This window comes from Pseudogracilibacillus sp. SE30717A (assembly GCF_037071985.1).
In the GTDB taxonomy this organism is placed as follows: Bacteria; Bacillota; Bacilli; order Bacillales; family Amphibacillaceae; genus Pseudogracilibacillus.
Genome location: NZ_JAXHDF010000006.1, coordinates 156,867 through 178,954, shown reverse-complemented (window position 1 = coordinate 178,954; position 22,088 = coordinate 156,867). Strand labels below are relative to the sequence as shown.

Annotated in this window: 24 protein-coding genes and 1 riboswitch; of the genes, 6 read left to right on the top strand and 18 right to left on the bottom strand. The window is 34.0% G+C overall.

The window, feature by feature from the left end; genetic code table 11:
• Window positions 1–38 precede the first annotated feature (38 nt).
• The 4 genes from accC to pxpB are packed head-to-tail and all read right to left on the bottom strand — an operon-like array spanning window position 39 to window position 3,587.
• Window positions 39–1,382: an acetyl-CoA carboxylase biotin carboxylase subunit gene (accC, locus tag SPD48_RS11430; RefSeq protein WP_336258235.1), complete on the bottom strand. Its 1,344-nt coding sequence runs from the start codon at window positions 1,380–1,382 to the stop codon at window positions 39–41.
• Between the two features lies 1 nt (window position 1,383).
• Window positions 1,384–1,848 carry an acetyl-CoA carboxylase biotin carboxyl carrier protein gene (accB, locus tag SPD48_RS11425; protein WP_336258234.1) on the bottom strand — a complete coding sequence of 155 codons (465 nt, stop codon included), beginning with the start codon at window positions 1,846–1,848 and terminating at the stop codon, window positions 1,384–1,386.
• A 15-nt stretch (window positions 1,849–1,863) separates the two neighbouring features.
• The gene (locus tag SPD48_RS11420; RefSeq protein ID WP_336258233.1) at window positions 1,864–2,856 is read right to left on the bottom strand and encodes a biotin-dependent carboxyltransferase family protein; all 993 of its coding nucleotides are present in this window, start codon (window positions 2,854–2,856) and stop codon (window positions 1,864–1,866) included.
• Window positions 2,853–3,587 (bottom strand): 5-oxoprolinase subunit PxpB, encoded by a 735-nt coding sequence (gene pxpB, locus SPD48_RS11415; protein WP_336258232.1) that lies wholly within the window; start codon window positions 3,585–3,587, stop codon window positions 2,853–2,855. Before pxpB ends, SPD48_RS11420 begins: the two co-directional genes overlap by 4 nt.
• A gap of 343 nt (window positions 3,588–3,930) precedes the next feature.
• On the opposite strand from pxpB, the gene SPD48_RS11410 reads away from it, so the two are divergent.
• The 4 genes from SPD48_RS11410 (at window position 3,931) to SPD48_RS11395 (ending at window position 7,848) form a co-directional block, all read left to right on the top strand.
• The gene (locus SPD48_RS11410) at window positions 3,931–5,004 is read left to right on the top strand and encodes a TRAP transporter substrate-binding protein (protein ID WP_336258231.1); all 1,074 of its coding nucleotides are present in this window, start codon (window positions 3,931–3,933) and stop codon (window positions 5,002–5,004) included.
• 180 nt (window positions 5,005–5,184) lie between these two features.
• Window positions 5,185–5,724: a TRAP transporter small permease subunit gene (locus tag SPD48_RS11405; protein ID WP_336258230.1), complete on the top strand. Its 540-nt coding sequence runs from the start codon at window positions 5,185–5,187 to the stop codon at window positions 5,722–5,724.
• Window positions 5,725–5,765: 41 nt separating this feature from the next.
• Entirely contained in the window at window positions 5,766–7,058 is a 1,293-nt protein-coding gene (locus tag SPD48_RS11400; protein WP_336258375.1) for a TRAP transporter large permease, read from the top strand.
• A gap of 34 nt (window positions 7,059–7,092) precedes the next feature.
• Window positions 7,093–7,848, top strand: coding sequence for a LamB/YcsF family protein (locus SPD48_RS11395; RefSeq protein ID WP_336258229.1), 756 nt, complete (start codon window positions 7,093–7,095; stop codon window positions 7,846–7,848).
• A 119-nt stretch (window positions 7,849–7,967) separates the two neighbouring features.
• On the opposite strand, the gene SPD48_RS11390 is transcribed toward SPD48_RS11395, so the two are convergent.
• The 7 genes from SPD48_RS11390 to SPD48_RS11360 form a co-directional block, all read right to left on the bottom strand.
• On the bottom strand, window positions 7,968–8,522 hold the full coding sequence (locus SPD48_RS11390) for a GNAT family N-acetyltransferase (RefSeq protein WP_336258228.1): 555 nt from the start codon (window positions 8,520–8,522) through the stop codon (window positions 7,968–7,970).
• Between the two features lie 33 nt (window positions 8,523–8,555).
• Window positions 8,556–9,143: a GNAT family N-acetyltransferase gene (locus SPD48_RS11385; RefSeq protein WP_336258227.1), complete on the bottom strand. Its 588-nt coding sequence runs from the start codon at window positions 9,141–9,143 to the stop codon at window positions 8,556–8,558.
• An 83-nt stretch (window positions 9,144–9,226) separates the two neighbouring features.
• Entirely contained in the window at window positions 9,227–9,892 is a 666-nt protein-coding gene (locus SPD48_RS11380; RefSeq protein ID WP_336258226.1) for an HAD family hydrolase, read from the bottom strand.
• Between the two features lie 26 nt (window positions 9,893–9,918).
• Entirely contained in the window at window positions 9,919–10,437 is a 519-nt protein-coding gene (locus SPD48_RS11375) for a nucleotidyltransferase family protein (protein ID WP_336258374.1), read from the bottom strand.
• Window positions 10,438–10,530: 93 nt separating this feature from the next.
• Entirely contained in the window at window positions 10,531–10,959 is a 429-nt protein-coding gene (locus SPD48_RS11370) for a GNAT family N-acetyltransferase (protein ID WP_336258225.1), read from the bottom strand.
• A 456-nt stretch (window positions 10,960–11,415) separates the two neighbouring features.
• Window positions 11,416–12,705 (bottom strand): hemolysin family protein, encoded by a 1,290-nt coding sequence (locus SPD48_RS11365; RefSeq protein WP_336258224.1) that lies wholly within the window; start codon window positions 12,703–12,705, stop codon window positions 11,416–11,418.
• Between the two features lie 680 nt (window positions 12,706–13,385).
• Window positions 13,386–14,567: an MFS transporter gene (locus tag SPD48_RS11360; protein ID WP_336258223.1), complete on the bottom strand. Its 1,182-nt coding sequence runs from the start codon at window positions 14,565–14,567 to the stop codon at window positions 13,386–13,388.
• 70 nt (window positions 14,568–14,637) lie between these two features.
• Window positions 14,638–14,737: riboswitch (purine riboswitch) on the bottom strand.
• Between the two features lie 160 nt (window positions 14,738–14,897).
• On the opposite strand from SPD48_RS11360, the gene SPD48_RS11355 reads away from it, so the two are divergent.
• Together SPD48_RS11355 and SPD48_RS11350 are read left to right on the top strand one after the other, a co-directional pair.
• Complete coding sequence (locus SPD48_RS11355) at window positions 14,898–15,290, top strand: hypothetical protein (protein WP_336258222.1); 393 nt, start codon at window positions 14,898–14,900, stop codon at window positions 15,288–15,290.
• 114 nt (window positions 15,291–15,404) lie between these two features.
• Window positions 15,405–15,944 (top strand): cupin domain-containing protein, encoded by a 540-nt coding sequence (locus SPD48_RS11350; RefSeq protein ID WP_336258221.1) that lies wholly within the window; start codon window positions 15,405–15,407, stop codon window positions 15,942–15,944.
• A 259-nt stretch (window positions 15,945–16,203) separates the two neighbouring features.
• On the opposite strand, the gene SPD48_RS11345 is transcribed toward SPD48_RS11350, so the two are convergent.
• From SPD48_RS11345 to SPD48_RS11315, 7 genes are all read right to left on the bottom strand, one after another.
• A complete protein-coding gene (locus tag SPD48_RS11345; RefSeq protein WP_336258220.1) occupies window positions 16,204–16,737 on the bottom strand; it encodes a GrpB family protein in 534 nt (177 codons plus the stop codon).
• A gap of 436 nt (window positions 16,738–17,173) precedes the next feature.
• Window positions 17,174–17,632 (bottom strand): GNAT family N-acetyltransferase, encoded by a 459-nt coding sequence (locus tag SPD48_RS11340; RefSeq protein WP_442962146.1) that lies wholly within the window; start codon window positions 17,630–17,632, stop codon window positions 17,174–17,176.
• 61 nt (window positions 17,633–17,693) lie between these two features.
• Complete coding sequence (locus tag SPD48_RS11335; RefSeq protein ID WP_336258219.1) at window positions 17,694–18,452, bottom strand: class I SAM-dependent methyltransferase; 759 nt, start codon at window positions 18,450–18,452, stop codon at window positions 17,694–17,696.
• A 255-nt stretch (window positions 18,453–18,707) separates the two neighbouring features.
• Window positions 18,708–19,781 (bottom strand): serine hydrolase domain-containing protein, encoded by a 1,074-nt coding sequence (locus SPD48_RS11330; protein WP_336258218.1) that lies wholly within the window; start codon window positions 19,779–19,781, stop codon window positions 18,708–18,710.
• A gap of 30 nt (window positions 19,782–19,811) precedes the next feature.
• Window positions 19,812–20,594, bottom strand: coding sequence for a MerR family transcriptional regulator (locus SPD48_RS11325; protein ID WP_336258217.1), 783 nt, complete (start codon window positions 20,592–20,594; stop codon window positions 19,812–19,814).
• Between the two features lie 299 nt (window positions 20,595–20,893).
• Window positions 20,894–21,115, bottom strand: a complete 222-nt coding sequence (locus tag SPD48_RS11320) for a hypothetical protein (protein WP_336258216.1) — start codon at window positions 21,113–21,115, stop codon at window positions 20,894–20,896.
• 94 nt (window positions 21,116–21,209) lie between these two features.
• A complete protein-coding gene (locus SPD48_RS11315) occupies window positions 21,210–21,878 on the bottom strand; it encodes a YdeI/OmpD-associated family protein (protein WP_336258215.1) in 669 nt (222 codons plus the stop codon).
• Window positions 21,879–22,088: the final 210 nt, after the last annotated feature.

Below are 22,088 nucleotides of genomic sequence, written 5' to 3'. Positions count from 1 at the left end.
AGACAATTAACTATTAATTTCTTCTTTATTAGAAACTTTTACATTTTAAAGCTTTCTAAAAAATTCGTGTTAAATTCCCCACTGAGAAACTTTTCATCTTCAAGCAATGCTTCAAAAAATGGAATTGTCGTATGAACTCCTTCAATCGTAAAATGTGCAAGTGCTCGTTTCAACTTTTGGATTGCATCTTCTCGATCTTTCCCATGAACAATCAATTTTGCTATGATTGAATCGTAATACGGTTGTACTGTATATCCAGTATATACAGCTGAATCTATTCGAACCCCAAACCCACCAGGAACAATATATTGAGTTACCTTTCCAGGTGAAGGCATGAAATTATTATGAGGATCTTCTGCATTAATTCGGCATTCGAATGACCAACCATTCAATGAAATATCTTCTTGTTTTAACTCCAGTTTGGCCCCTGATGCAATTTTTAATTGCTCCTGAACTAAATCAACACCTGTTACCATTTCAGTAATTGGATGTTCAACTTGTATACGTGTATTCATTTCCATAAAATAAAAAACATCTTTTCGATAATCGTATATAAATTCTACAGTACCCGCTCCAACATATTGAACAGCTTTTGCTGCTTGTACTGCAGCTTCCCCCATCTTTTTACGAGTTTCTGATGATATAGCCGTTGATGGGGTTTCTTCAATTAGTTTTTGCATTCTTCTCTGAATCGTACAGTCTCTTTCCCCTAAATGGATTGTATTTCCAAATTTGTCCGCTAAAATTTGGATTTCAACATGACGAAAATCTTCAATGAATTTTTCTATATAAACGCCAGGATTACCAAAAGCAGTTGTTGCCTCCTGTTGCGTGATCTCTAACCCTTTTTCTAAACTTTCCGCATCGTGAGCAACTCGAATTCCTTTTCCACCGCCCCCCGCTGTCGCTTTAATAATAACTGGGAATCCTATTTCCTCAGCAATAGTAAATGCTTCTTGTAAGTCTTGAACAATTCCATCTGAACCTGGAGTAATAGGTACCCCTGCATTTTTCATTGTTTGACGTGCGACATCTTTGATTCCCATTTTTTGAATGGGTTCAGCAGATGGACCAATGAATTGAATGTTCAACTCCTCACACAAGGAGGCGAATTCAGCATTCTCTGCTAAAAATCCATATCCCGGATGAACTGCATCTACTTTCGTTAAAGTCGCAACTTTTAATATATTTTCTATATGTAAATAACTTTCTTTAGCTACAGATGGGCCAATACAGTACGCCTCATCTGCTAATTTTACATGCAAAGAATCATAATCAACATCAGAGTACACAGCAACCGTCTTAATTTCTAATTCCTTACATGCTTGAATAATACGGACTGCAATTTCCCCTCGATTTGCAACCAACACTTTTTTCAACATATTATTCACTCACCCTTACCGTAAATAACGGTTGACCAAATTCGATGATTTGGCCATCCTCTGCTAGAATATCAACTATTTCACCATCTACATTCGAATTTACCTCATTTAATAATTTCATCGCTTCAAGCACACAGACAGGATCATTTTTGGAAATTTTACTTCCAATCTCAACAAAGGGCTCTGCATCAGGATTTGGCCGGGAATAAAATGCACCAATCATAGGAGAAGTGATTTGGTGAAGGTCTGAATCTTTATCTGTTTCTTCAACCGTTGAATCTGATTGAATAGAGTTTTCGAAGTTATTTCTCTCTTCTTCAAAACTTGATTCTTCTCCCTCCAAACGAATATTTTTAGCACCTTCCTTTTGATAAAAAAGTTTGAAATCCCCTTTTTCCAATTTCAAAATATCTATCTTTGATTCTTCAATTAATTTTACTATTTCTTTAAGTTCATCCATTTTCATTTTGTTCCCCCCATATTAACCTGCAACTTTAAATTGAATTCCTATTTTTACTTCATGAATATCTTTTTCTTGTTCTATTAAGATATCTTCAGCTTCATCAATAGTGACAATTTGAAAACGTATTTCGCTACCAGGTTGAAGCTGGGCCAATCGTGGTAAGTCAGCAGATATTACTTGCCCAATTTTCGGATAACCACCAGTCGTTTGGCAATCCGCCATTAATATGATCGGTTGACCATTTGATGGGATTTGAATAGTACCATAAGTAACTCCTTCAGATAATAACTCAAACTGTTTTTTCAACATAAGTTTAGTCCCTTCTAATTGGTAGCCCATCCGATCTGCATTTACTGTTAGCTTAAATGGACTGGAAATTAATTTCTTTTGACTATCTTTTGTAAAACGTTCATACTCTGCACCTAATAAAATTCGGATAGTTTCTTTCTTTTTGAATGTATAGAATGAGGAATAATTAACGGACCAGGTAAAGTGACTAGGCATTTCCTGTAACTGCTTGGTTAAGGTTTTGCTATGTTCTGTTAAATATCCAAAAGTTAAAATATCCCCTGTTCGTAATTCCCTACCTTCATACCCGCCAATACCAGCCCTGAGATATGTACTTTTACTGCCCATGACTTCGGGAACTTCTAACCCTCCTGCAATAGCTATATAAGCCCGACAACCCGAACGTAGAGCTTTAAAATGTAAAATTTGTCCCTTACGAATGAGCACAGGTCGCCACATTGGAAGCTTTTCTCCATCTACATGTGGATCTAATTGTCCTCCTGTGATGGCGATCAACTGATCTTCTTTAAATAAAATTTCCGTGCCATACATCGTAATTTCAATAGCAGCTTCTCCTTCTTCATTGCCAACAAGAATATTACCGATACGCACAGCTAAAGGATCCATTGCACCACCCACAATGACACCATATTTTTGAGACCCAAATCTACCTAAGTCTTGAATTGTTGCTAGTAATCCTGATTGCAATATTTCTATACTCATTGCTTCGGCTCCTTATATGCTAGATAGTCATCTTTTGATATTGCAATAAAACGAATTTTATCTCCCGATTGCAGATAGGTAGGTGGTGACGTTTTCGGAGTAAATAATTCGATTGGAGTTTTACCAATTACTTGCCACCCACCAGGTGTTTCTAAAGGATACATTCCGGTTTGTTCTCCGGCAATTCCGACCGACCCTGCCGGTATCGAGAGACGTGGTTTTTCTTTCCTTGGAGTAGCAATTCGTTTATCAATCCCTCCTAGAAAAGGAAATCCAGGAGCAAATCCGATCATATATACTAAATAATCTTGTTTCGTATGTAATTCAATCACTTTCTCGGGAGTTATATTATTAAAACGAGCTACATATTCCAAATCAGGCCCAAATTCTTCTCCATAAACTACTGGTATTTCTATAAGTCTATTCTTAATATCCATTTTATCATCAAGCATGTCCAAATATTCCATCATGGAAGCGCTGACTTTTTCGAACGCACTTTTAAATGGAACATGTGAGACATGCCGTCGAACAGAAATTGGATTGTAAAAAATAGTTACGTTGTTATAACAAGGCACAGCTTCAACAAATCCTTCAAAAGGTTCCTCTTCTATCAGTTTAACTAAGTTCATTATGTTTTTATGGATGATAGAATTTATTTCTTTATCTAACTGAACGACGAGTGCTGAATCACTCAAAGGTCTTATAGAAATTCTTTTTTGTTCCAATAGCATTATTAACAACTCCTGTTGTTTCGTTTTTCGGTATCAGTGTTTTGTAAAACGGATATATACCACAATTATAGTTAGTTTTATACAAAATACAAGTTAGAAGATGTAATAGTACTTATTTTTCAAATTGTTCTTTTATAAATAATTATTTGATAATAATTCTTCACATGTATAAATTTATATGCTAGAATGTATTTAATATTTTCAAAACCTAAGTTCCGAATATCGGTACCAAAGTTATTGAAAACGCTGACAATAGCGAAAACTCTATAAGGAAGTGATATTAAGAAGTCCATTAAACGTTTCACTTAGTAAAAAACTAATACACTTTAGGGGGAAACAATTAATGAACAGGTCTTTATTAACGTTATTAGCTTTACTTTTCATTACATCTATCGCGCTTGTCGGCTGTGGTGGCGGTAATGAAGAAAATTCTAGTAGTGATGCTGATTCTAGTGATAGTAGTGAAAGTGCTGAAAGCGATAATAGTGGTGAAAGTGTAACTTGGCTTGCAAACGAAGTATACCCTGAAAACAACCATAACAGTGAAGCTCTCTTTGATTTTGCAGATAAGTTAGCAGAAGTGACAGATGGTAAAGTAACGCTTGATGTAATGGTTGGCGGCGCACTAGGTTACGAGGGTCCAGAACTTTTAACAGCTGTTCGTGACAATGCTGTCCCAGTATCAGACATGTTAGTAAGTGGTGTTGCTGGTGATGAACCACTCTTTGAAATTGTTACACTACCGTTTTTAGTTCTAAACTTTGAAGAAGGAAAATTACTAAGTGAAATTGCACGTCCTTATTTTGATGAAGTAGCTGAAGAAAAGTGGAATCAAAAGATCCTTTATGTTACTCCATGGCCTGCAGCAGGATTTTGGACAAAAGATAAAGTAGAATCTGTTGATGATATGAAAGGTTTAAAAATGCGTACATACGATAAAAACGGTGCGTTAGTTGTTGAGGCTGGAGGAGGAACTCCACATCCATTACCATTCAGTGAAGTATATTCTTCTCTATCGACAGGGGTAATCGATTCTGTTCTTACTTCAACACCAACAGCAGTTGATGCTAAGTTTTGGGAAGTGTTAGATTACTATTCTCCTGTAAGCGTTACGATGGCGACAAACTTTGTAACCGTTAACTTAGATGAGTTTAATAAACTAGATGCAGAAACTCAGGAAGCCGTAATCCAAGCTGGAAAAGAAATGGAAGAAAAAGTTTGGGAAGATGTTGCTGCACTTGATAAAGATCAAGAAGCCATTTCAAATGAAAATGGTATCGAAACACTTGTACCAAGTGAAGAATTCTTACAAGAGTTATCAGAACTAACAGAAGATATTAGACAAGAATGGTTAGAAACTGCTCCTGATGCAGCAAAAGAAATAGTAGAGAAATTTAATCAAGAGGTTGGTCGTTAATCAATTAAAAAACATGGATAATGACTAATCCTTAATGGCGTAAGCCTAAGTTGCCTATAATCAGAAGAATGCTTTTACTTTTTTGATCTGTTTATCAATGGCAACCGGCACAAATAATTGACATGTCGGTTGTCTTTTTTCTTTTTATTCACATGACTAGTTTAATGAAGGAGGATTAAAATGGCTTTAATTATCCGCATTATTGATAAAATATCAAATGCTTTCGGCACCATTGCTGGAATTACAATGGTTTTAGGCGTCGTATTAGTCTTAACAGAAGTTATTGTACGCTCCGCCTTTAACAGTACCATTTATATTACACAAGAGTATACTGCATATTTTATGGTTGCCATTACTTTTTTTGGTTTGGCTTACACACTGAAAGAAAAAGGCCATATTCGATTAACCTTTTTACATAAAATAGTTAAGTCTGGAAAAGGACGTACATTTTTAGACATTTATGCTTTTACTCTAGGATTAGTAATCTTTGCAATTATTACATTTGCTACAGTAGATTTCTTCTTAGGTACGTATGCTTCGGGTACCCGCTCCATGCAAATTACGAAAACATATTTAGCAATTCCACAATTTGCAATGCCTTTAGGGTCATTCATTGTATCGTTACAATTTTTCGCCGAAATATTGAAGTCTATTGTTAAATTCAAAAAAGGTGAGTTTGATGAGGAAGACGACACAGAAATAGAAGCTTTAGGACGTTAAGTAAAATGATACATTCAGTAAGGAGGATGTGAAGATTGAGTATGGCTGTAGTCGCTTTAACTTTATTAGGATTGTTGTTCTTTTTTCTTGGAAGTACCATTTGGGTTGGCATTTCTTTATTTATCGTCGGGATTCTTAGTATTATCTTGTTTACGAATAATCCTCCACTTACCATATTGTCTAATATTTTATGGAATAATACGAACAGTGCAACAATGATGGCATTACCTTTATTTATATTAATGGGGGAAATTCTAGTACGTAGCCGTCTTTCTGAAAACTTATTTAAAGGACTAGCTCCATGGATGAGCTTTTTACCTGGGAGACTCCTACATGTTAATATTATTGCAAGCAGCCTTTTTTCAGCAGTAAGTGGATCATCTGCTGCAACGACAGCAACTGTAGGGAAAATAGCATTACCAGAACTCCTTAAAAGAAAATATGATCGTTCATTAAGTATTGGCTCTTTAGCCGGTGCTGGTACACTTGGCTTCCTAATACCACCAAGTATGATGATGATCGTTTATGGAATTGTAGCCGAAGTGAGTATCGGTCGATTATTTATCGCTGGTATTGTACCAGGTATTATATTGGCACTCGGTTTTAGCGGATACATAATTATTCGATGTTTAATCAATCCAAGTCTAGCTCGAAAAGAGGATAGTTATACATGGGAAGATCGTATAAAAGCTCTTCCGCAACTCCTTCCAATTATATTACTTATTATTCTAGTATTAGGAAGTATCTATAGTGGTTGGGCAACTCCAACGGAAGCGGCGTCTGTCGGTGTATTGGGTTCATTTATAATCGCTCTGTTCTCTAGAAGCTTAAATGGGAAAGTTTTTATGGAAATCATTTTAGGCTCGGTTAAAACGAGCACGATGATTATGCTTATTGTATGTGGGGCTTCATATTTATCCGTTACAGTTGGGTATTTGAAGATTCCTGCTCAGTTAACACAATTCATTAGTACACTTGGCTTAACTGGTTTTCAACTTATTCTGATCTTATCTATTATGTACATTTTATTAGGAATGATGTTAGACGGATTTTCAATTATTGTTATGAGCTTACCACTTGCTTTACCATTAATTGTGGCAGCAGGATTTGATCCACTTTGGTTTGGTATTTATCTAGTATTGATGATTGAAATCTCCCAGATTACTCCACCAGTTGGATTTAACTTATTTGTTATTAATGGACTTGTAAAAGATGATATTTTAAAAATAGCCTATTATGCACTACCATCCTTTGTCGTTATTTTATTGGCAACTGCATTAATTACTGTTTATCCTGAAATCATTCTCTGGCTACCTGATTTAATGATGCGATAGCTCTAATTAAAACAATTACTAGGGGGAATATGGTATGAAAATAGATTTAAATAGTGACCTTGGCGAAAGTTTTGGAAATTACAAAATCGGAAATGATGATGAAGTCCTTAAACATGTCACTTCCGTCAATGTAGCTTGCGGATTCCATGCAGGTGATCCTCAAGTAATGGAAACAACAGTAGAGAAGGCTTTTGAAAACAATGTAGCAGTAGGAGCACATCCCGGTTTTCCAGATCTGCTTGGTTTTGGACGCCGGCCAATTCAAATTTCTCCAGGAGAAGCAAAAGCATATGTCATTTATCAAGTCAGTGCATTAAACGGATTTGTAAAAGCTCTCGGGGGGAAAATGCAACATGTAAAGCCACATGGAGCTTTTTACAATATGGCAGCAACAGACCCAATATTGGCAAAAGCAATAGCAGAAGGTGTCTATGCGGTAGACCCCGAGTTAATTTTAATGGGCCTTGCTGGAGGAGAGCTTGTAGAGGCGGGAAAAGAAATTGGACTCCAAACTGCGAGTGAAGTGTTCGCAGATCGAACATATACAAGTGAAGGAACATTAGTTAGCAGGACGGTGGCGAACTCTCTCATCCATGATAAAGACCAAGCCGCTACTCAGATTCTAAATATTGTATTAAACGGTAAAGTAAAAGCAATTGATGGAACCGAAATCCCATTAGAAGCTGATAGTATCTGTATTCACGGCGATAATTATGAGGCAGTTCAACTAGTAAAGCATCTGAAACAGTCTCTTTCGGATAATGGCGTGCAAATAAAATCACTTACATAAAAGATCTTGGCATAAAGAGCCAAGGTCTTTTATTTTTCTACGTCTATTTTTACTTTAAAAGCGTTATACTCAATAGCGAACTGTTCAAATGTTCCTTTCGCCCCCCAACCTTTTTACCTTTAGTGTCTTGATTTAAATTCTTTTCTTAATACTCCCATCAAAATTGCATCATGAAACTGTCCATCATAGAACAACTTATCCCTGATAATTCCTTCTTGTTGGAAACCTAGTTTTTCATATGATTTTTTTGCTCTAGGATTAAAAGCGAAAACTTCCAATTCTACTCTATGTAAATTGACGACGTTAAAACCAAAGTCCAATAACAAAGACATTGCCTCCGTGCCATACCCCTTTCCCCAGTTATCTTTTTCAAAGATGGAAATTCGAACAATTGCATTTTGATTTTGATGATCGATCTCCATCATCGCTATTTCTCCAATAAGTTCATTACTTTCGTGTAAGCAAATAATTAAATCCATTCTACTATCGTCCATCGATACAGCTTCTAACCGGCTTCGAATTTTTTCCCGGTTGCATACTGTTTGAGTCCCAGTTAGTCTTCTTGCTTCCTCATTCCAAAAGGATGCGTAAATGATATCCAAGTCTTCCTTTTCTACCGGTCTTAAATAAATTCTTTTTCCTTCAAGGAATTTTATCGGATCTATGCGTTCCATTTTTACCTCCTTGAGCAGTTACAAATTGATTTACTACATATTTATTATGCGCTCGAACATATTACATTCATGAACTCTTTTAAAACGTCGCCTCATTTCATCTGGATCATCGCCTACATAATGAGCGAAGGCTGTAATAGGGATTAGATTTGATAAATTCGATTTCACAGCACTTTCCACTTCTTTCCCTTCCATATAAACATGATAATACGTATTCCTTTTTACAAAATCATTGTTCTCATACCAGTTGTTAACAAATAAATCATCACGTGTCCATGCCTCTAAACGATGAATGTTTTTATCTTTTAGTAAGTGAATACATTCGTTTAATAACCTCCTAGCTATTCCTTTACACTGATAGTCCGGATGAACCGCTACATGCCAAATCATCCCACTACGTTGACTCTTATGTGAACAAATAGTTCCTGGTTCCTTCTCATATTCAATATCAATTAAACCTACTATTTGATTATCTTCTTCAGCAACTAACTCAATTGAAGGATGAAGATATTTTTCTTTTTCACGTAAAACATGATCAAAATATGCTGTATCTAAAAAGGATAAAACTCTGCAACGTAGCCATCCAATTTCATCTTTTGGTTCATAACATCTTATTTTCATGCCATTATTCTCCTCAAAAGAAGTTCTTATAGTCGAGTTTCAAAAATGGAATGAAATACTAGAGGTTATGTGACAAACTTACTTTAATTATTAATTTGTTCTATAATCAAAGGAATTTCCAATAAATTACCAATAATAAAATCAGCCTCAACTTCTAGCAACTGCTCATCCCTTTTCCAAATACTTTTCATTCCAACATTTTTAGCAGCTTTTACATCATTTTCTGGATGATCGCCAACAAAAAGACACTGATTTGGTATTACACCAAGTCTCCTTGCAGCTCTCTTGAATATTAAGGGGTTAGGCTTTTTGATCCCCTCCCATTCGGAAATTAATATTGTTTCGAAATATTTTACTATACCTAAATACTTGATATTATCCATTTGAAATTGTCCATAACCATTAGTAATTATTCCTAAAGTTAGGTTATTCTCTTTTAACTCTCCCAGCATATTTTCTAAATCCTCAAATGGAATACAACTAAATTTAAAATTAATTACATAATCTTGAAGCAACTCTTGCCACGTTATTCCGTTAATTAAAAACTCTTCCGTCAATCGCTGGTAAACGATATCTTTCCATACGTAACCACGATCATCTAACTCGATAAATCTCGTAATATATTTTTCTTTTGGTATATGCCCAATATACTGATAAAGTCGTTCATATTGTGATTCTACAAAATGTAAAACGGATTTATCACGATTTAACAACGTATTATCTAGATCAAATAAAACAACTTTAATCACAATTTTCCTGCTTTCCCTAGTTAATTTCATTTTCCGTGATTTATTTTGACCTTAGGCCACTTTGAAATCCAATCTTTATTTTTAATACGTTTTTCATACATAGCCATTCGGTCTTTTTTTACCGTAAAATAAGGTGTAGGTTTAATTTCTAAGTTGACAGCATCTTCAATACCATGTGGAGCGGCTAACACTAGATTATCATTTTCATCCAGCTTTATTCCTAATGATGTTGCTGTTTCAGGAAACTTTGACATTGCATCGACCGCGGAAGTATAGGGAGGTACTTTATTGATAAGATGCATTCTCGCCTGATTTTTTACTGACCATGGGATAGAGGGGGCAAGTGAATACAATTTCTCTTCCAATTTTTTATCTTTTGCTTCACAAATTTCTGAAGCATCATAATAAATTACATCGACATCAGGTAAAGACGTCTTTTCTTTAAAACCGTGCACAATATCCCAAATTTTAGAACGTACAAATCCGGCACATATCCACCAATCAGGCAGATTTAAAGACTTTGCATACTTTAATACATCCATCATCCATGTATCTTTTTCGATTAAAAAAATAACATCTTCTTCATTAATCAATTTTCCATCTCCATTTTCTCCTCTTTTTTAAAAATCCCTTCATCTTTACATCAATGTTTTGTAATATCCGGTGGCTCTTGCTTCAAACCCTCTGTTCGTATAAAATTTATGCGCATCATCTCGTTCACTTCTATTACCACTATTTAACACTAATCGATTTGCGCCTTGGCTTCTTGCCCATTTTTCTGCTGATTCTATTAGTTTTTTCCCAATGCCCTGTTTTCTACTTTCAGATTTAACAACTAAAGCAACGATTCTGACATAATTTTCATTTTTTTCGTAATGGTACCCAAGAATCATACCGATCATTCCTACGATCTCTCCGTTTGTTACCGCAAGCTCCGTGTTATATAGATTACTAGAATTTATTTTTGTAAAACGCTTTTTCATCTCTTCTGTTGTAGTAGGATAACCTAGCTCCCCCATCAGCTGTGCCATTTGACGAATGTCACTTTCAGTAGCTTTTCTAATCATTTTAAAACCCCCAAAACTTTTAGACATTTGCACAATATTACCATTTATTGTATGGTTTGTAAAATTACCTCTTATTTTATTAAGTTCCGAAAACTGTTAGATGGTATCGTTATTAGCTAACAATTCTACCTTATATTCGCCAGCTACTTTGTACGGTATCTTTTCGATCGAACACGCTAAATCCTATACCGAGTTCAATAATATACCACCTCTCCACTCGCAGTTTTTCCTTAATTGATAAAATTTAGTTGTCAAATTAGGAAATTAACTTATTTTAGAAAAAGTATCAACGAGATGTCTATATAGCTAGATGAAGGATAGTAAAATAGTAACTGAAAAAGCTAAAAGTACGATCTCCGCATAAAATTATGGAGTGATCGTACTTTCTATAGTTTATTTCTAATAGATATTTTGCGAATAGAGAGAAAACTTTTCAAGTAATAATAAAAACCAGTTTTATAAATCTTCTAATATTTTTATTTTCTTTATTTGATACCCTTCGATTTCCTCAACAATAAATTGAAAGTTTTTATATTCAACGATTGTCCCAACAGTTGCATCTAATTTTTCCGCAAAAATCCAGCCACCTATGGTATCAATGTCTTCATTAACTAAATCTGTACCTAATAAGTCGTTAATTTCATCAATTTGCAATTTTCCAGATACCATTATCGTATTATTATCTTTCTTTTCAATTAGCGGACTTTCATTCACATCAAATTCATCACGGATTTCCCCAACAATTTCTTCTAAAATATCTTCGACGGTAACTAAACCTGCAGTCCCACCATATTCATCATTAACGATAGCCATATGAATTCTTTCCTTCTGCATTTTAAGTAACAACTGTTTAATTGGAGTTACTTCAGAAACATGAATAATGGGACGAATATACTTATCAATCGATATCGGTTTTTCTCTATCAAGCTTTACAGTAAACATTTCCTTTATATTAATTAATCCAACAATGTTATCCTTGTCCCCATTAGCAACTGGATATCGAGTAAATTGACCATCATATACCACTTCGATATTTTTTTCGAAACTGTCCTCTTGATAAAAACAAATCATCTCCGTCCGTGGTATCATAATTTCTTTTGCTAATCGTTCATCAAATTCAAAAATATTATTAACATATGTCATTTCAGTCTGATTAATTTCGCCGCTTTTGTAACTTTCTGACAGTATCAGTCGCAGTTCTTCTTCGGAATGAGCTACTTCATGTTCTGCTATTGGATTAAAACCAAATATTCGAATAAACTGTCGTGCCGATCCGTTTAATAACCAAATAAATGGATACATGAGTTTATAAAACCAAATCAATGGTTTTGCTAATAAAAATGATATTTCTTCCGCTTTTTGAATGGCAATTGTCTTTGGTGCCAATTCACCTATTACAACATGTAAAAAAGTAATGGTGAAGAAGGCAATCGCAAATGACAATATGGATACAACTGTTTCGTTTAAAGCAAGTTCTTTAAATAGTGGGGTAAGTAAACGCATTACAGTTGGTTCACCAAGCCAACCCAAGCCTAATGCAGTAACGGTTATTCCTAATTGACATGCTGATAAGTACCCGTCTAAATTATCAAGAATTTTTCTAACGTTTACAGCCTTTTTATTTCCTAATTTAATTAAATAATCAATTCTTGTTATTCGTATTTTAACGATTGCAAATTCGGCTGCTACAAAGAAGGCTGTCATTAATATCAATATAGCAACCAAAAGTATATTAACTATTTCCAAATAGTATCCTTGCATCTAGTGACACAAGGAATTCACCTCCTGGTTATGGTTCAATCTTTTTAGTGTGTAATAAATTTTTCGATGAGTGCTCATGGTTGTCTTTCTATTATTAAAAATAAAACATGGTAGACCCCAAAACCTTTTTACCTTCCCATCAGCATCACCTCTTCCTTTTTAAATCTAATAATTAGATTTATTTTTATTTTATCATAGTAATTCTTTTGAAACATTAATGTTAACCACAAAATCAGTAAAGATTTTCAATAAAATAAATCAATTTAATAAACCGGCTTCTAAATCATAATAAAAATTGCCAAACTAGGGATTTGATTTACATAAATAAGGCAAAAAATGAATCCTACTAAATAATACTTTTTACTTTATTGCTAGTAGTATGTATATTTCTATTCGTTAGCAATAGTATCTACTCTTTCAATGAATTACAACAATGGATAGTTCACATATTCATCAACCAACTATAATAAAACATAGTAAAAGTTATCATATGATGTTTTTACGAGGGAATGTACAGAAGGAAATAGAAGTCTATTTTTAAAAGTACAATGCAGCGCAAGTGAAACATTTCATCTTTCGCAACATTGTAAAACACATGTAGGAGAAGTGATTAATTTATTTTGGAATAAGGCGATAAAATTTTCAAACATCGCCTTATTATTTTTTTAGTTGTTTACTTTTACTTCAAGATCAGTTCGAGAGATGCTAGGTGACATCATTATAGATATAATTGCACACAAAAATGCAATAACAACAACGCCAGAACCAACATGAGCCGTACTTTCTACTGACTCGAGATGCTCTAAAGAAATACCACCTATTGCTGAGCCAAGAGCAATCCCGATTTGCAATGCAGAGTTATTAATACTCTGATGAATGTCGGAAGAAGCCGGGTCTGTCTGAATAATATAATTTTGCATTGGCGGCGCAAGCGCCCAGCTTAATGCACCCCAAATCATCATTCCTGCCAAGAATACAATAAATGAAAATGTTGCATATGGAAGTATAAATAACATTACCGCAAACGAACTGATCACAATTAAGATAGTTTTCGGCGATCCGATCCTATCAGCCATTGATCCACCAATTGCACCGCCAGATACTGCTGCAATTCCGAAAAGAAAATAACATATACTTACCCAATTGGAGTCTAAATGTAATGTCGTTTCTAAAAACGGCGTAAAATATGCATACACGGTATAATGCCCGGCAAGCATGAACATCATCGCTAAATGAGCTCCGGCAATTTTAATATTGCCAAGTGCTTTTAGTTGCGCGGATAATGGTAAAACTTTTTCTGTAGGTATTTTTTCTAAAAACATAGAAATAAGAATAATCGAACCAATCGTCAAAATAGCGATTCCTAAAAAAACAGAGCGCCATCCAAATACATTGGTAAGTACAATTCCAATCGGCACCCCTAAAACGAGTGAGGAACTTACACCCATAAAAATGAAACCGATCGCTTTCGCACGATGATCAGGTGTCACAATTTTCGGGGCAATCGTTAGAGAAAGTACGATTACTAATGCTGCACTCATAGCCATAATGACACGCGCGATCATCACAAACGTGAAGGTCGAACTAAAATACGTCATTAGATTCCCAAGAAAAAAGACAGTAAGGGCAATCAAATATAATTTTTTTCGTTCCATTTTGGCCGTTAACGCTAATAAAACAGGACCAGAAAATGCATATACTAAGGCAAACACAGTAATTAATTGGCCTGCCGTTCCTAAAGTAACTTCCAAATCTTTGGCAACAACCGGTAAAATTCCACCCACAATTAATTCCACTAACCCTACGATAACAGCTGTGGCCGCCAGTATAAAAACTTTAAAGTTCATCAAAATCCCCCTTTAAAACAAAACACTTTCTATAAATTAATCAGTAATTATTAAAAGACATAAAAAAACCCAACTACAATTACATACTAGTAGTCAGGATTTAACGGTTCCTGGTAGAGACCCTCAAACCATATTATTGAGGTTATACTTCCAAATTCATATAAAAATTCCAAGTCTAAATATACCATGCAACTTGTTTTATTTCAAATGAAAAATTTTGATACTTTTTACATTTTAGGAGATTACCTATTAGCTAATTAGAATTGTTTCATCATTTCTCAACAACTTACTACGAGTTGTTATATTACAATATGGAAAGGAGGTGAGACGATGAGTAAGCTAATTATGTTTATATGCAGAATATTTCTAGGAGTCGTTTTTTTAGGTGCAGGAATAAATGGTTATTTTGTCATTTTTGGAATGGAACCATTTATTTCTACTAGTCCGCAAGCAATGGCACTCTTTGAGTTTAACTATTTGTTAGTTGTAGAAAAATCAATTGAAATCATCTGTGGACTTTTATTAATATTAAATCAATACATTCCATTTAATCTCGTTATATTATCACCGATTGTTGCAAATATTTTTTTACTTCATTTATTTGTAGATCCTTCCTTACTGTTATTAGCTATCCTACTTGTAATTACGCACGGGTATCTAATTTTTTATTATAGAGATAATTTCAGAGGACTGTTAGAAAGAAGTCCAAAACCTTTTCAATAAATTTCGCTTAAAATTGCTCCCTACTATGTCTTTAATTTCACCTACTATAGGCAAAGTACCTTTTTAAAACATCATGCATAAGATAATTTTAAATATCAGAAAGGATGGATTAAAATGTACTATGCCCCTTACCCAAATTACGGCTACATGCCGATGTATAACTTCCAAGGAAACTCGATGCATCACTATCAACAAATGAACCCGTATAATACTTGGCAACACGGCAATAGAAACAATTGGCTTGATTTAAGAGATTACGGAAAAAATCCATTTGTCATTAACATAGAGAATGCTGCCGAACAGAATCGTGCATTCCGAAATGCATTATGGACTGGAGACCATTTACAAGTCGTATTAATGAGTATTGGTGTGGGAGAAGATATTGGTTTAGAAGTACATCCTAATACCGATCAATTTCTTCGAATTGAAGAAGGGCAAGGATTTGTCCAAATGGGTAATTCTAGAAATAATCTGACTTTTCAACGACGAGTCAGTGAGGATGATGCCATCATGGTACCGGCAGGAACATGGCATAACTTAACAAATACAGGAAATGAACCACTTAAATTATATACAATTTATGCGCCACCTGAACATCCTTTTGGTACAGTCGAGCAAACAAAAGCTGACGCAATGGCAGGAGAAAGGAGCTAGCAGACTCTCAAACTGAAAGTACGATCACCTTGATGAGAGGGTCACTTGGTTTTCGTACTTTTAATTACTTATAAGAGTAAGGATGACTTTTTCGTTACTAAAAAAGTAAGAGAAAAGCCTAGATTAATGATTACTATGAAGTTGTAAAATTATTAAATAGATAGACTAAGCTCATCTACTATCCCTAAGTCGATACTGATATCCTCCTTACCAAACTGTAACTTTTTGTAGGTAACATAATTACGAAGTGGTTCACTTTTTAATCATTGATTGCCTTTTCAAGAACCTTCTTCACAAACTCTCCTTTCCCAAAGGTATAACACTCCCTAGATTTAGCAGTTTTTGCTAATTCTCTTTTAAGTTGTTCATACTCCTCTGCTATTTTAGGATAATTGCGAAGATAATCCCGAAAAGCCAAATGTCTAAATAATTCTTTACTATTTAAAGGACACACGTATAAATGATGTTCCATCCAATTTGTTTTTTCTTCACCCCAAGGTACTAAATTATCCTTTCTACCAAAGGCTTCTCTTTCTTCAATTCCTAAATTACCTTGATGAAAATATCCTAGTTTTTCAAGTCCTTGAATAACCCTAGGAAAAATACTGTAATCCTTAATTACAATGTCTATATCCAATATAGTTTTTGCTCCAAGCCCTTTTACAGATGTACTTCCTACATGCTCAATCGCTATTACTAATTCACTTATTTCCTTACATAAAACACTTTTTAATTTATGAAAAATCATTTCCCATTGAGGATTATAAACTTCTATTTCAATCTTACTACTCAAAAAATTATCACCTTTTTAATTTGGTTCTTATAGTTAGTTAATAATAAAACACTTTTCACTTAATATTTCTACATATAAGAAAAATTTCACCAGATTTATATAATAATTTTGTTTACAAAATCTTTTCTAGAGGTTGAAAACATACCATTTTCCTCCATATTTATCTTTTCCTTCATGTTATACTTATAAAAAATTTCATTCAATTAAAGTTAAAAGAACCTCTGCCATTATTGACATCGGCTTTAGTACATTTGGTTTGTTCAAGTATACTCTCTCCAATTACCTTCTGTAAACTCCGTCTCTACCAATACTTATCTTTCCAGCAAACTGTCCCCTTTCGATTTTTGAGAATCTTACTAAATATCAATAAACCCTTCATTAAAAAGTGCTACTCTGTTTGTGCCACTATAGCTTAGATTGCTAAAAGCTTTTATATTTACAAATCTTGAGATAGACGAACCATATCTCTGCAATGTATACCATTTTCAAAAATTTTCTCAGAATAATGTTTCACGAAAAAGTCTCTCTCAACACCAATTATTCTAAATCCACACTTTTGGTAAAGAGCAAGTTGGCCTAAGCTTGAATTTCCTGTTCCAATTTCAATTGTTTTGTAACCCATTGTCTTCGCTACCCTAATTGCATCCAACACCAACCTTTTACCTATGCCTCTACCTTGCTGTTCTTCTACGACAGCCACATTTACAAGTTCAACTATCTCAGGTCTTGTTGGAAGTAAAATATAGACACCAATTGTCTGCTGTTCAAAATAAGCTATAAAACAAGCTCCTCTGTTGACATAACCTTCAACAATTTCTCTTGAAGGGTCGGCAAGTAACAACAATTCCATTGGAAATTTATCGCTTTTATCAAGTTTCCTTATATTAATTTTCATTTTTTAAATTCCTTCCAGTTTTCTGTTATACACCTAAAACACAAGTCTCATAATGAAAGATTTATTTATTAGCAACAGCTTCAAATGTGATTGTCTGGGATGAATTTGTAGGATATTCCCTATTTTTGTAGTCAGCAGAAATAACTATATCTTCAAAACCAATCTGTTCAAGGATTGTTTTAAACTCTTCAATCCCATACCAACGAAGTGGAAATCGTTCTAATTCTGTCTGTGTTAATACACCGTTATTCCATTTTTCGTATCGGTTATGTGAAACTGTATATTGATTGATATAATCGACCTCAACTATCTTGCTCTCTAATGTGATCATCTCGTCATTCTGAGTTTCCAAAGTTCTTGTCGATACATCACCGATTGTTAAGTCCGTTTGCAAAAAGATATCTATGATAAGCTTGCCGCCATTAGAAAGATGGTTATAAAAATTCCTTAAAGCATTAAGAGAATCTTCCCTTTTATGTAATAGTAAAAATGTTCCTGTTGGCACAATGATAGCTTCATATTCCGTTTCTAATAAAACTGATTCCATTTTTCCTTCAAAGAGTTTTGGATTCAGTCCTCTTTTCTCACAATTTCGTCGGCATATTTTTAACATTTCATTGGAGACATCGAAACCATCAATTTTAAAGCCTTTTTCCAATAGTGGAATAAGAATACGCCCCGTACCTACCCCTGGTTCAAGAATCTTCCCTGTACAAGAAGCTAATCTGTCGCTATAAAATTCCACATCTCCAAATGAAAATCCTACATATTTATCTATATCATATACCTCCGAAGAGAGCTTACTATAATACCCCAACATATATTTACCTACCTTTTTCGTTAATTAATTTGCTATTGAAATATATAAAATTCATTCTTCAAACAATCTGACGAGTTTGTCTAGTAAAAAATGTTAAATTTACTTTTTAATTATTGTAACATATCCAACGAATCTCTTGCCGTTAGGATGTCAACTTTTTATCGGAGAGATACTTAGTTACATTTAGTACTAGTAATCCTTATTCCATCAAAGTGCTCAACACTAAATTCGTTTTGAGCAACCTTTTTCTTCCTACTATCTATACTTATTAAAAATTGTTTTTGCAATATCTTCGTTTAATCTTCCAGAAAGTCCTAATAAGATTTTAATTAATCTTAATGGTCTTATTTGGCTTGTCGTACAAATAACAGTACCAATTTGTTTCTCTTTAATAAATCCACAATACGTATGAAATCCTATTGTTGCTCCATCATGATGAACAATTGGAAAATCACTCCATTTTCTTCGCTCAATAACCCAACCTAATCCCATATTAAAATCTTTCCATTGTGTTTTTGAATGTATTTTATGAGTGAATTTAATTTCTTCTTTTAATGGACTTTCACGAATATTCAATTGATGTTCTAAAAACATGAGCATATCATGGACTGTGCTTTTTAATGCACCTGTACCATTCATAGCTGGTACCAAAAATGGCGGAATCTCCTCTCCTTTTTTCGTATACGCCTTTACATAGCGCCGATTTTGATCTGCATTACCTTTAATAAAGGTATCCTTCATACCTAGAGGTTCCAAAATTTGCGATGTAATAGCTTCCTCAAAAGTTAAGCCTAATATCTCAGCTAATGTGTTTCCCAATAAACCTACACCTATATTGGAATATCTCCATTTCTTCTCAATCTCTTTTTTTAAGTCAAAATCTATAAAAAATTGATTGAAATCCTCCTGTGAAAGATATTTATATGGATTGTGTTTTTCATCTTTATGTTCTTTCATTCGTTGCCTTAGTTTCTTCGTGTTTTCCCTTGGAAGAGCTGACAGATGTGTCGATAGATGACGAAATGTTACTTCCTTTCCTTTATATGATAATGCACGCCTATACTCTGGTTTGTATGCAGATATTGGTTGATCTAAATCTATTGTTTTATTAAGGACTAACTTTGATAATAGTAAACTAGTAAAGGTTTTTGTTGTTGAGCCAATTTCAAATACATAATCACCTTTGTCAACGTCCTCATTCTCACTATGGATGGTCCCCGTAACTATTTTTTCATCTTTTGTAACTACTCCAACAACTATACTTGCTTTCTTTGACTTATTTAGTTCTTTTGTTATCAACTTTTCTGTTTCCTTAATCAAACAAACCACACCCAGTTCTCCTTATTAGTTGAAAAGTTATCATTTGGCATTCGATTTCAAGTTAATTTCTGACTTTTCCATATAATATTCGATTACTTGAATAAGCCATTTTTCCTCAGTTTCGGTAAATGGAGAAGGGGTTATGTCTTTCAGTTCTTGCAGGTCTTGTTCTTCAATGCTTACATTGGATAATTTCCGCATTAAACCCTCACCAAGATATGAAATAGTTGCTTCAATATACGATTCAGCCATTTCTTTTACTTCTGGATCCTCTATCGGTTTACCGTACAATTGATTTACTTTTTTAGACAGCTGTACAAAGGTTTTTTCCAAATTTACGCTCTCTTCTACCTTCCTTGACAACTCTTCTACAAAATCGGTTAACTTATGACGTTCCATCCATTCCTTTTGTTTATCTTCGGTAGGCAGACTATGAATCAGACTGAATAATAACTCGCTATCAACTTCTCCTTCTTCTTTCAATAAACGGATAATTCTTTTAATAGCATCCATAGATTTTTCTATTTGTTTTTTCTCCTCTTCCAGGGCTATGAAATGATCGGTTAATGTTTCATTCAAATCAACAGTAAAACTCGATTCATGTAACAAATCAGCGATTTTATGTAAGCTGTATCCCAGAAATTTTAAGCTAAGGATTTTTTGTAGGGTTACAATATCTTTGTAATTGTATATACGATACCCTGATATAGGATGCTTATCAGGTACTAACAGACCAATCTCATCATAATAGCGTAAATTACGAATGGATATTCCTGTCTTTTTTGAAAATTCACCAATGGAAAACATCTTTTGATTATCCATCAAAATTCCTCCCATCTAATTATATTTTCATTATAAAGGCTTCAGTAACTGGAGGTTCAAGTGATAGTTCATATTATTTCGTCTTTTTTCACTTGTTTTTGAACCTTATATCCATAGTTTTATATATAGTTCTCTCGAAATGTTGAATAATGAAAAAAAGATAAAACCGATTAAAGACAAGGTATGAGCACGAAAAAGAACCGGAAAACGGAAAAGTATATTTTCACGAAAACCGGATCATAATCGGAAATGCTAATTTTGACTATATTTGATTAGAAGAAAATTGCCCTATTTTAAATTTATTTCTCGTTAGTAAAGTCAATAATCCTTAAAAAATTATCTGAGTTATCTTTGTATATGGCATATCTACCTGGCGGAATATCGATAGGTCCTTTTACAAATTCCATTATATTTTTATTCTCTTTAAAAAAACTGTCAACACTATCCACCAAGAATACCCCACCTGATGACAATTCTAATTCATCTTCTTCAATCATTAATCTTATCCATGCTTTGTCCATATATCGTAAACCACATGGATCACCATGATTACTTGAGATTTTCTTTTGATAACCTTCGTAATGACCAATAATGTTTTTTTATGTTAATTTGTTTTTATATGTTGCGTCGGTACAAGTCTCGACTTTTATAGCCTGCTCGTAAAATGACTTTCATTTCCTCACGTCGCTTTTCTCTCGTTGTCTCTTGTTTAGCACTATATACAAATCGAGCCCAATCTTTGCGATAACCTGGGGTGAGTGCTTGATAAAAAACTAATAACTCTGGAGTATCTTGTAAATCTTTTTCTATTTTTGGAATTAAATTAATATAATCATCTACTCGCTGACTTACTTTATTAGCAGCTTTCTGTTTATTATTAGCATCCTCTTTTAAACCAACAACTGTAAATGTTTCGTCTAGACCAACCATACGTGAAAATTTTATATTGCTTGTCCCTACATATCCTTCTTCATCTACACCAATACTTGGCATAATTTCATCACGATGAATATAGCTTGGGTACACAGTATTACCTTTTTTAGGGTACGCGATGAATAAATATCCTTTCTGATTCAGATAATTTTTTTCAATTACTTTATGAACTAATTGTTTTAACTCGTCAATATTGACTACAAAAGCAAAGATCAAATCGTAGGCTGACTGCTTTATATCAGTATCATAGCCTGATAATTCACTAAAATAATTTGTTCCTTTTGGCTGATGTAATACAGCGATCTGCTTGTATTTCGTTAAATTTAATTTTTCTACAATCGTTTTCGTCATTTCTAATCACCTTTTTATTTTCATCAGTATATGATGAAGAATATATTATCATTTAAGAAAAACGCAAGCACCTTGCTCATCGCCGTACAAATCGGAAATGCTTAGACTGAGATATATTTGAATTGCAATTCTTATTTGATTTATGTAGGGAGAACCGGATGTCTCCTAGGCGAATAGGTGCTGAAGCTAGTTCAACTCAATCTGAAATCA

Excerpts from the sequence above, each read along its gene's own strand:
- accC (WP_336258235.1), bottom strand. The coding sequence starts at position 1,382 with ATGTTGAAAAAAGTGTTGGTTGCAAATCGAGGGGAAATTGCAGTCCGT.
- accB (WP_336258234.1), bottom strand. The coding sequence starts at position 1,848 with ATGAAAATGGATGAACTTAAAGAAATAGTAAAATTAATTGAAGAATCA.
- SPD48_RS11420 (WP_336258233.1), bottom strand. The coding sequence starts at position 2,856 with ATGAGTATAGAAATATTGCAATCAGGATTACTAGCAACAATTCAAGAC.
- pxpB (WP_336258232.1), bottom strand. The coding sequence starts at position 3,587 with ATGCTATTGGAACAAAAAAGAATTTCTATAAGACCTTTGAGTGATTCA.
- SPD48_RS11410 (WP_336258231.1), top strand. The coding sequence starts at position 3,931 with ATGAACAGGTCTTTATTAACGTTATTAGCTTTACTTTTCATTACATCT.
- SPD48_RS11405 (WP_336258230.1), top strand. The coding sequence starts at position 5,185 with ATGGCTTTAATTATCCGCATTATTGATAAAATATCAAATGCTTTCGGC.
- SPD48_RS11400 (WP_336258375.1), top strand. The coding sequence starts at position 5,766 with ATGGCTGTAGTCGCTTTAACTTTATTAGGATTGTTGTTCTTTTTTCTT.
- SPD48_RS11395 (WP_336258229.1), top strand. The coding sequence starts at position 7,093 with ATGAAAATAGATTTAAATAGTGACCTTGGCGAAAGTTTTGGAAATTAC.
- SPD48_RS11390 (WP_336258228.1), bottom strand. The coding sequence starts at position 8,522 with ATGGAACGCATAGATCCGATAAAATTCCTTGAAGGAAAAAGAATTTAT.
- SPD48_RS11385 (WP_336258227.1), bottom strand. The coding sequence starts at position 9,143 with ATGAAAATAAGATGTTATGAACCAAAAGATGAAATTGGATGGCTACGT.
- SPD48_RS11375 (WP_336258374.1), bottom strand. The coding sequence starts at position 10,437 with ATGATGGATGTATTAAAGTATGCAAAGTCTTTAAATCTGCCTGATTGG.
- SPD48_RS11370 (WP_336258225.1), bottom strand. The coding sequence starts at position 10,959 with ATGATTAGAAAAGCTACTGAAAGTGACATTCGTCAAATGGCACAGCTG.
- SPD48_RS11360 (WP_336258223.1), bottom strand. The coding sequence starts at position 14,567 with ATGAACTTTAAAGTTTTTATACTGGCGGCCACAGCTGTTATCGTAGGG.
- SPD48_RS11355 (WP_336258222.1), top strand. The coding sequence starts at position 14,898 with ATGAGTAAGCTAATTATGTTTATATGCAGAATATTTCTAGGAGTCGTT.
- SPD48_RS11350 (WP_336258221.1), top strand. The coding sequence starts at position 15,405 with ATGTACTATGCCCCTTACCCAAATTACGGCTACATGCCGATGTATAAC.
- SPD48_RS11340 (WP_442962146.1), bottom strand. The coding sequence starts at position 17,632 with ATGAAAATTAATATAAGGAAACTTGATAAAAGCGATAAATTTCCAATG.
- SPD48_RS11335 (WP_336258219.1), bottom strand. The coding sequence starts at position 18,452 with ATGTTGGGGTATTATAGTAAGCTCTCTTCGGAGGTATATGATATAGAT.
- SPD48_RS11325 (WP_336258217.1), bottom strand. The coding sequence starts at position 20,594 with ATGGATAATCAAAAGATGTTTTCCATTGGTGAATTTTCAAAAAAGACA.
- SPD48_RS11320 (WP_336258216.1), bottom strand. The coding sequence starts at position 21,115 with ATGGACAAAGCATGGATAAGATTAATGATTGAAGAAGATGAATTAGAA.
- SPD48_RS11315 (WP_336258215.1), bottom strand. The coding sequence starts at position 21,878 with ATGACGAAAACGATTGTAGAAAAATTAAATTTAACGAAATACAAGCAG.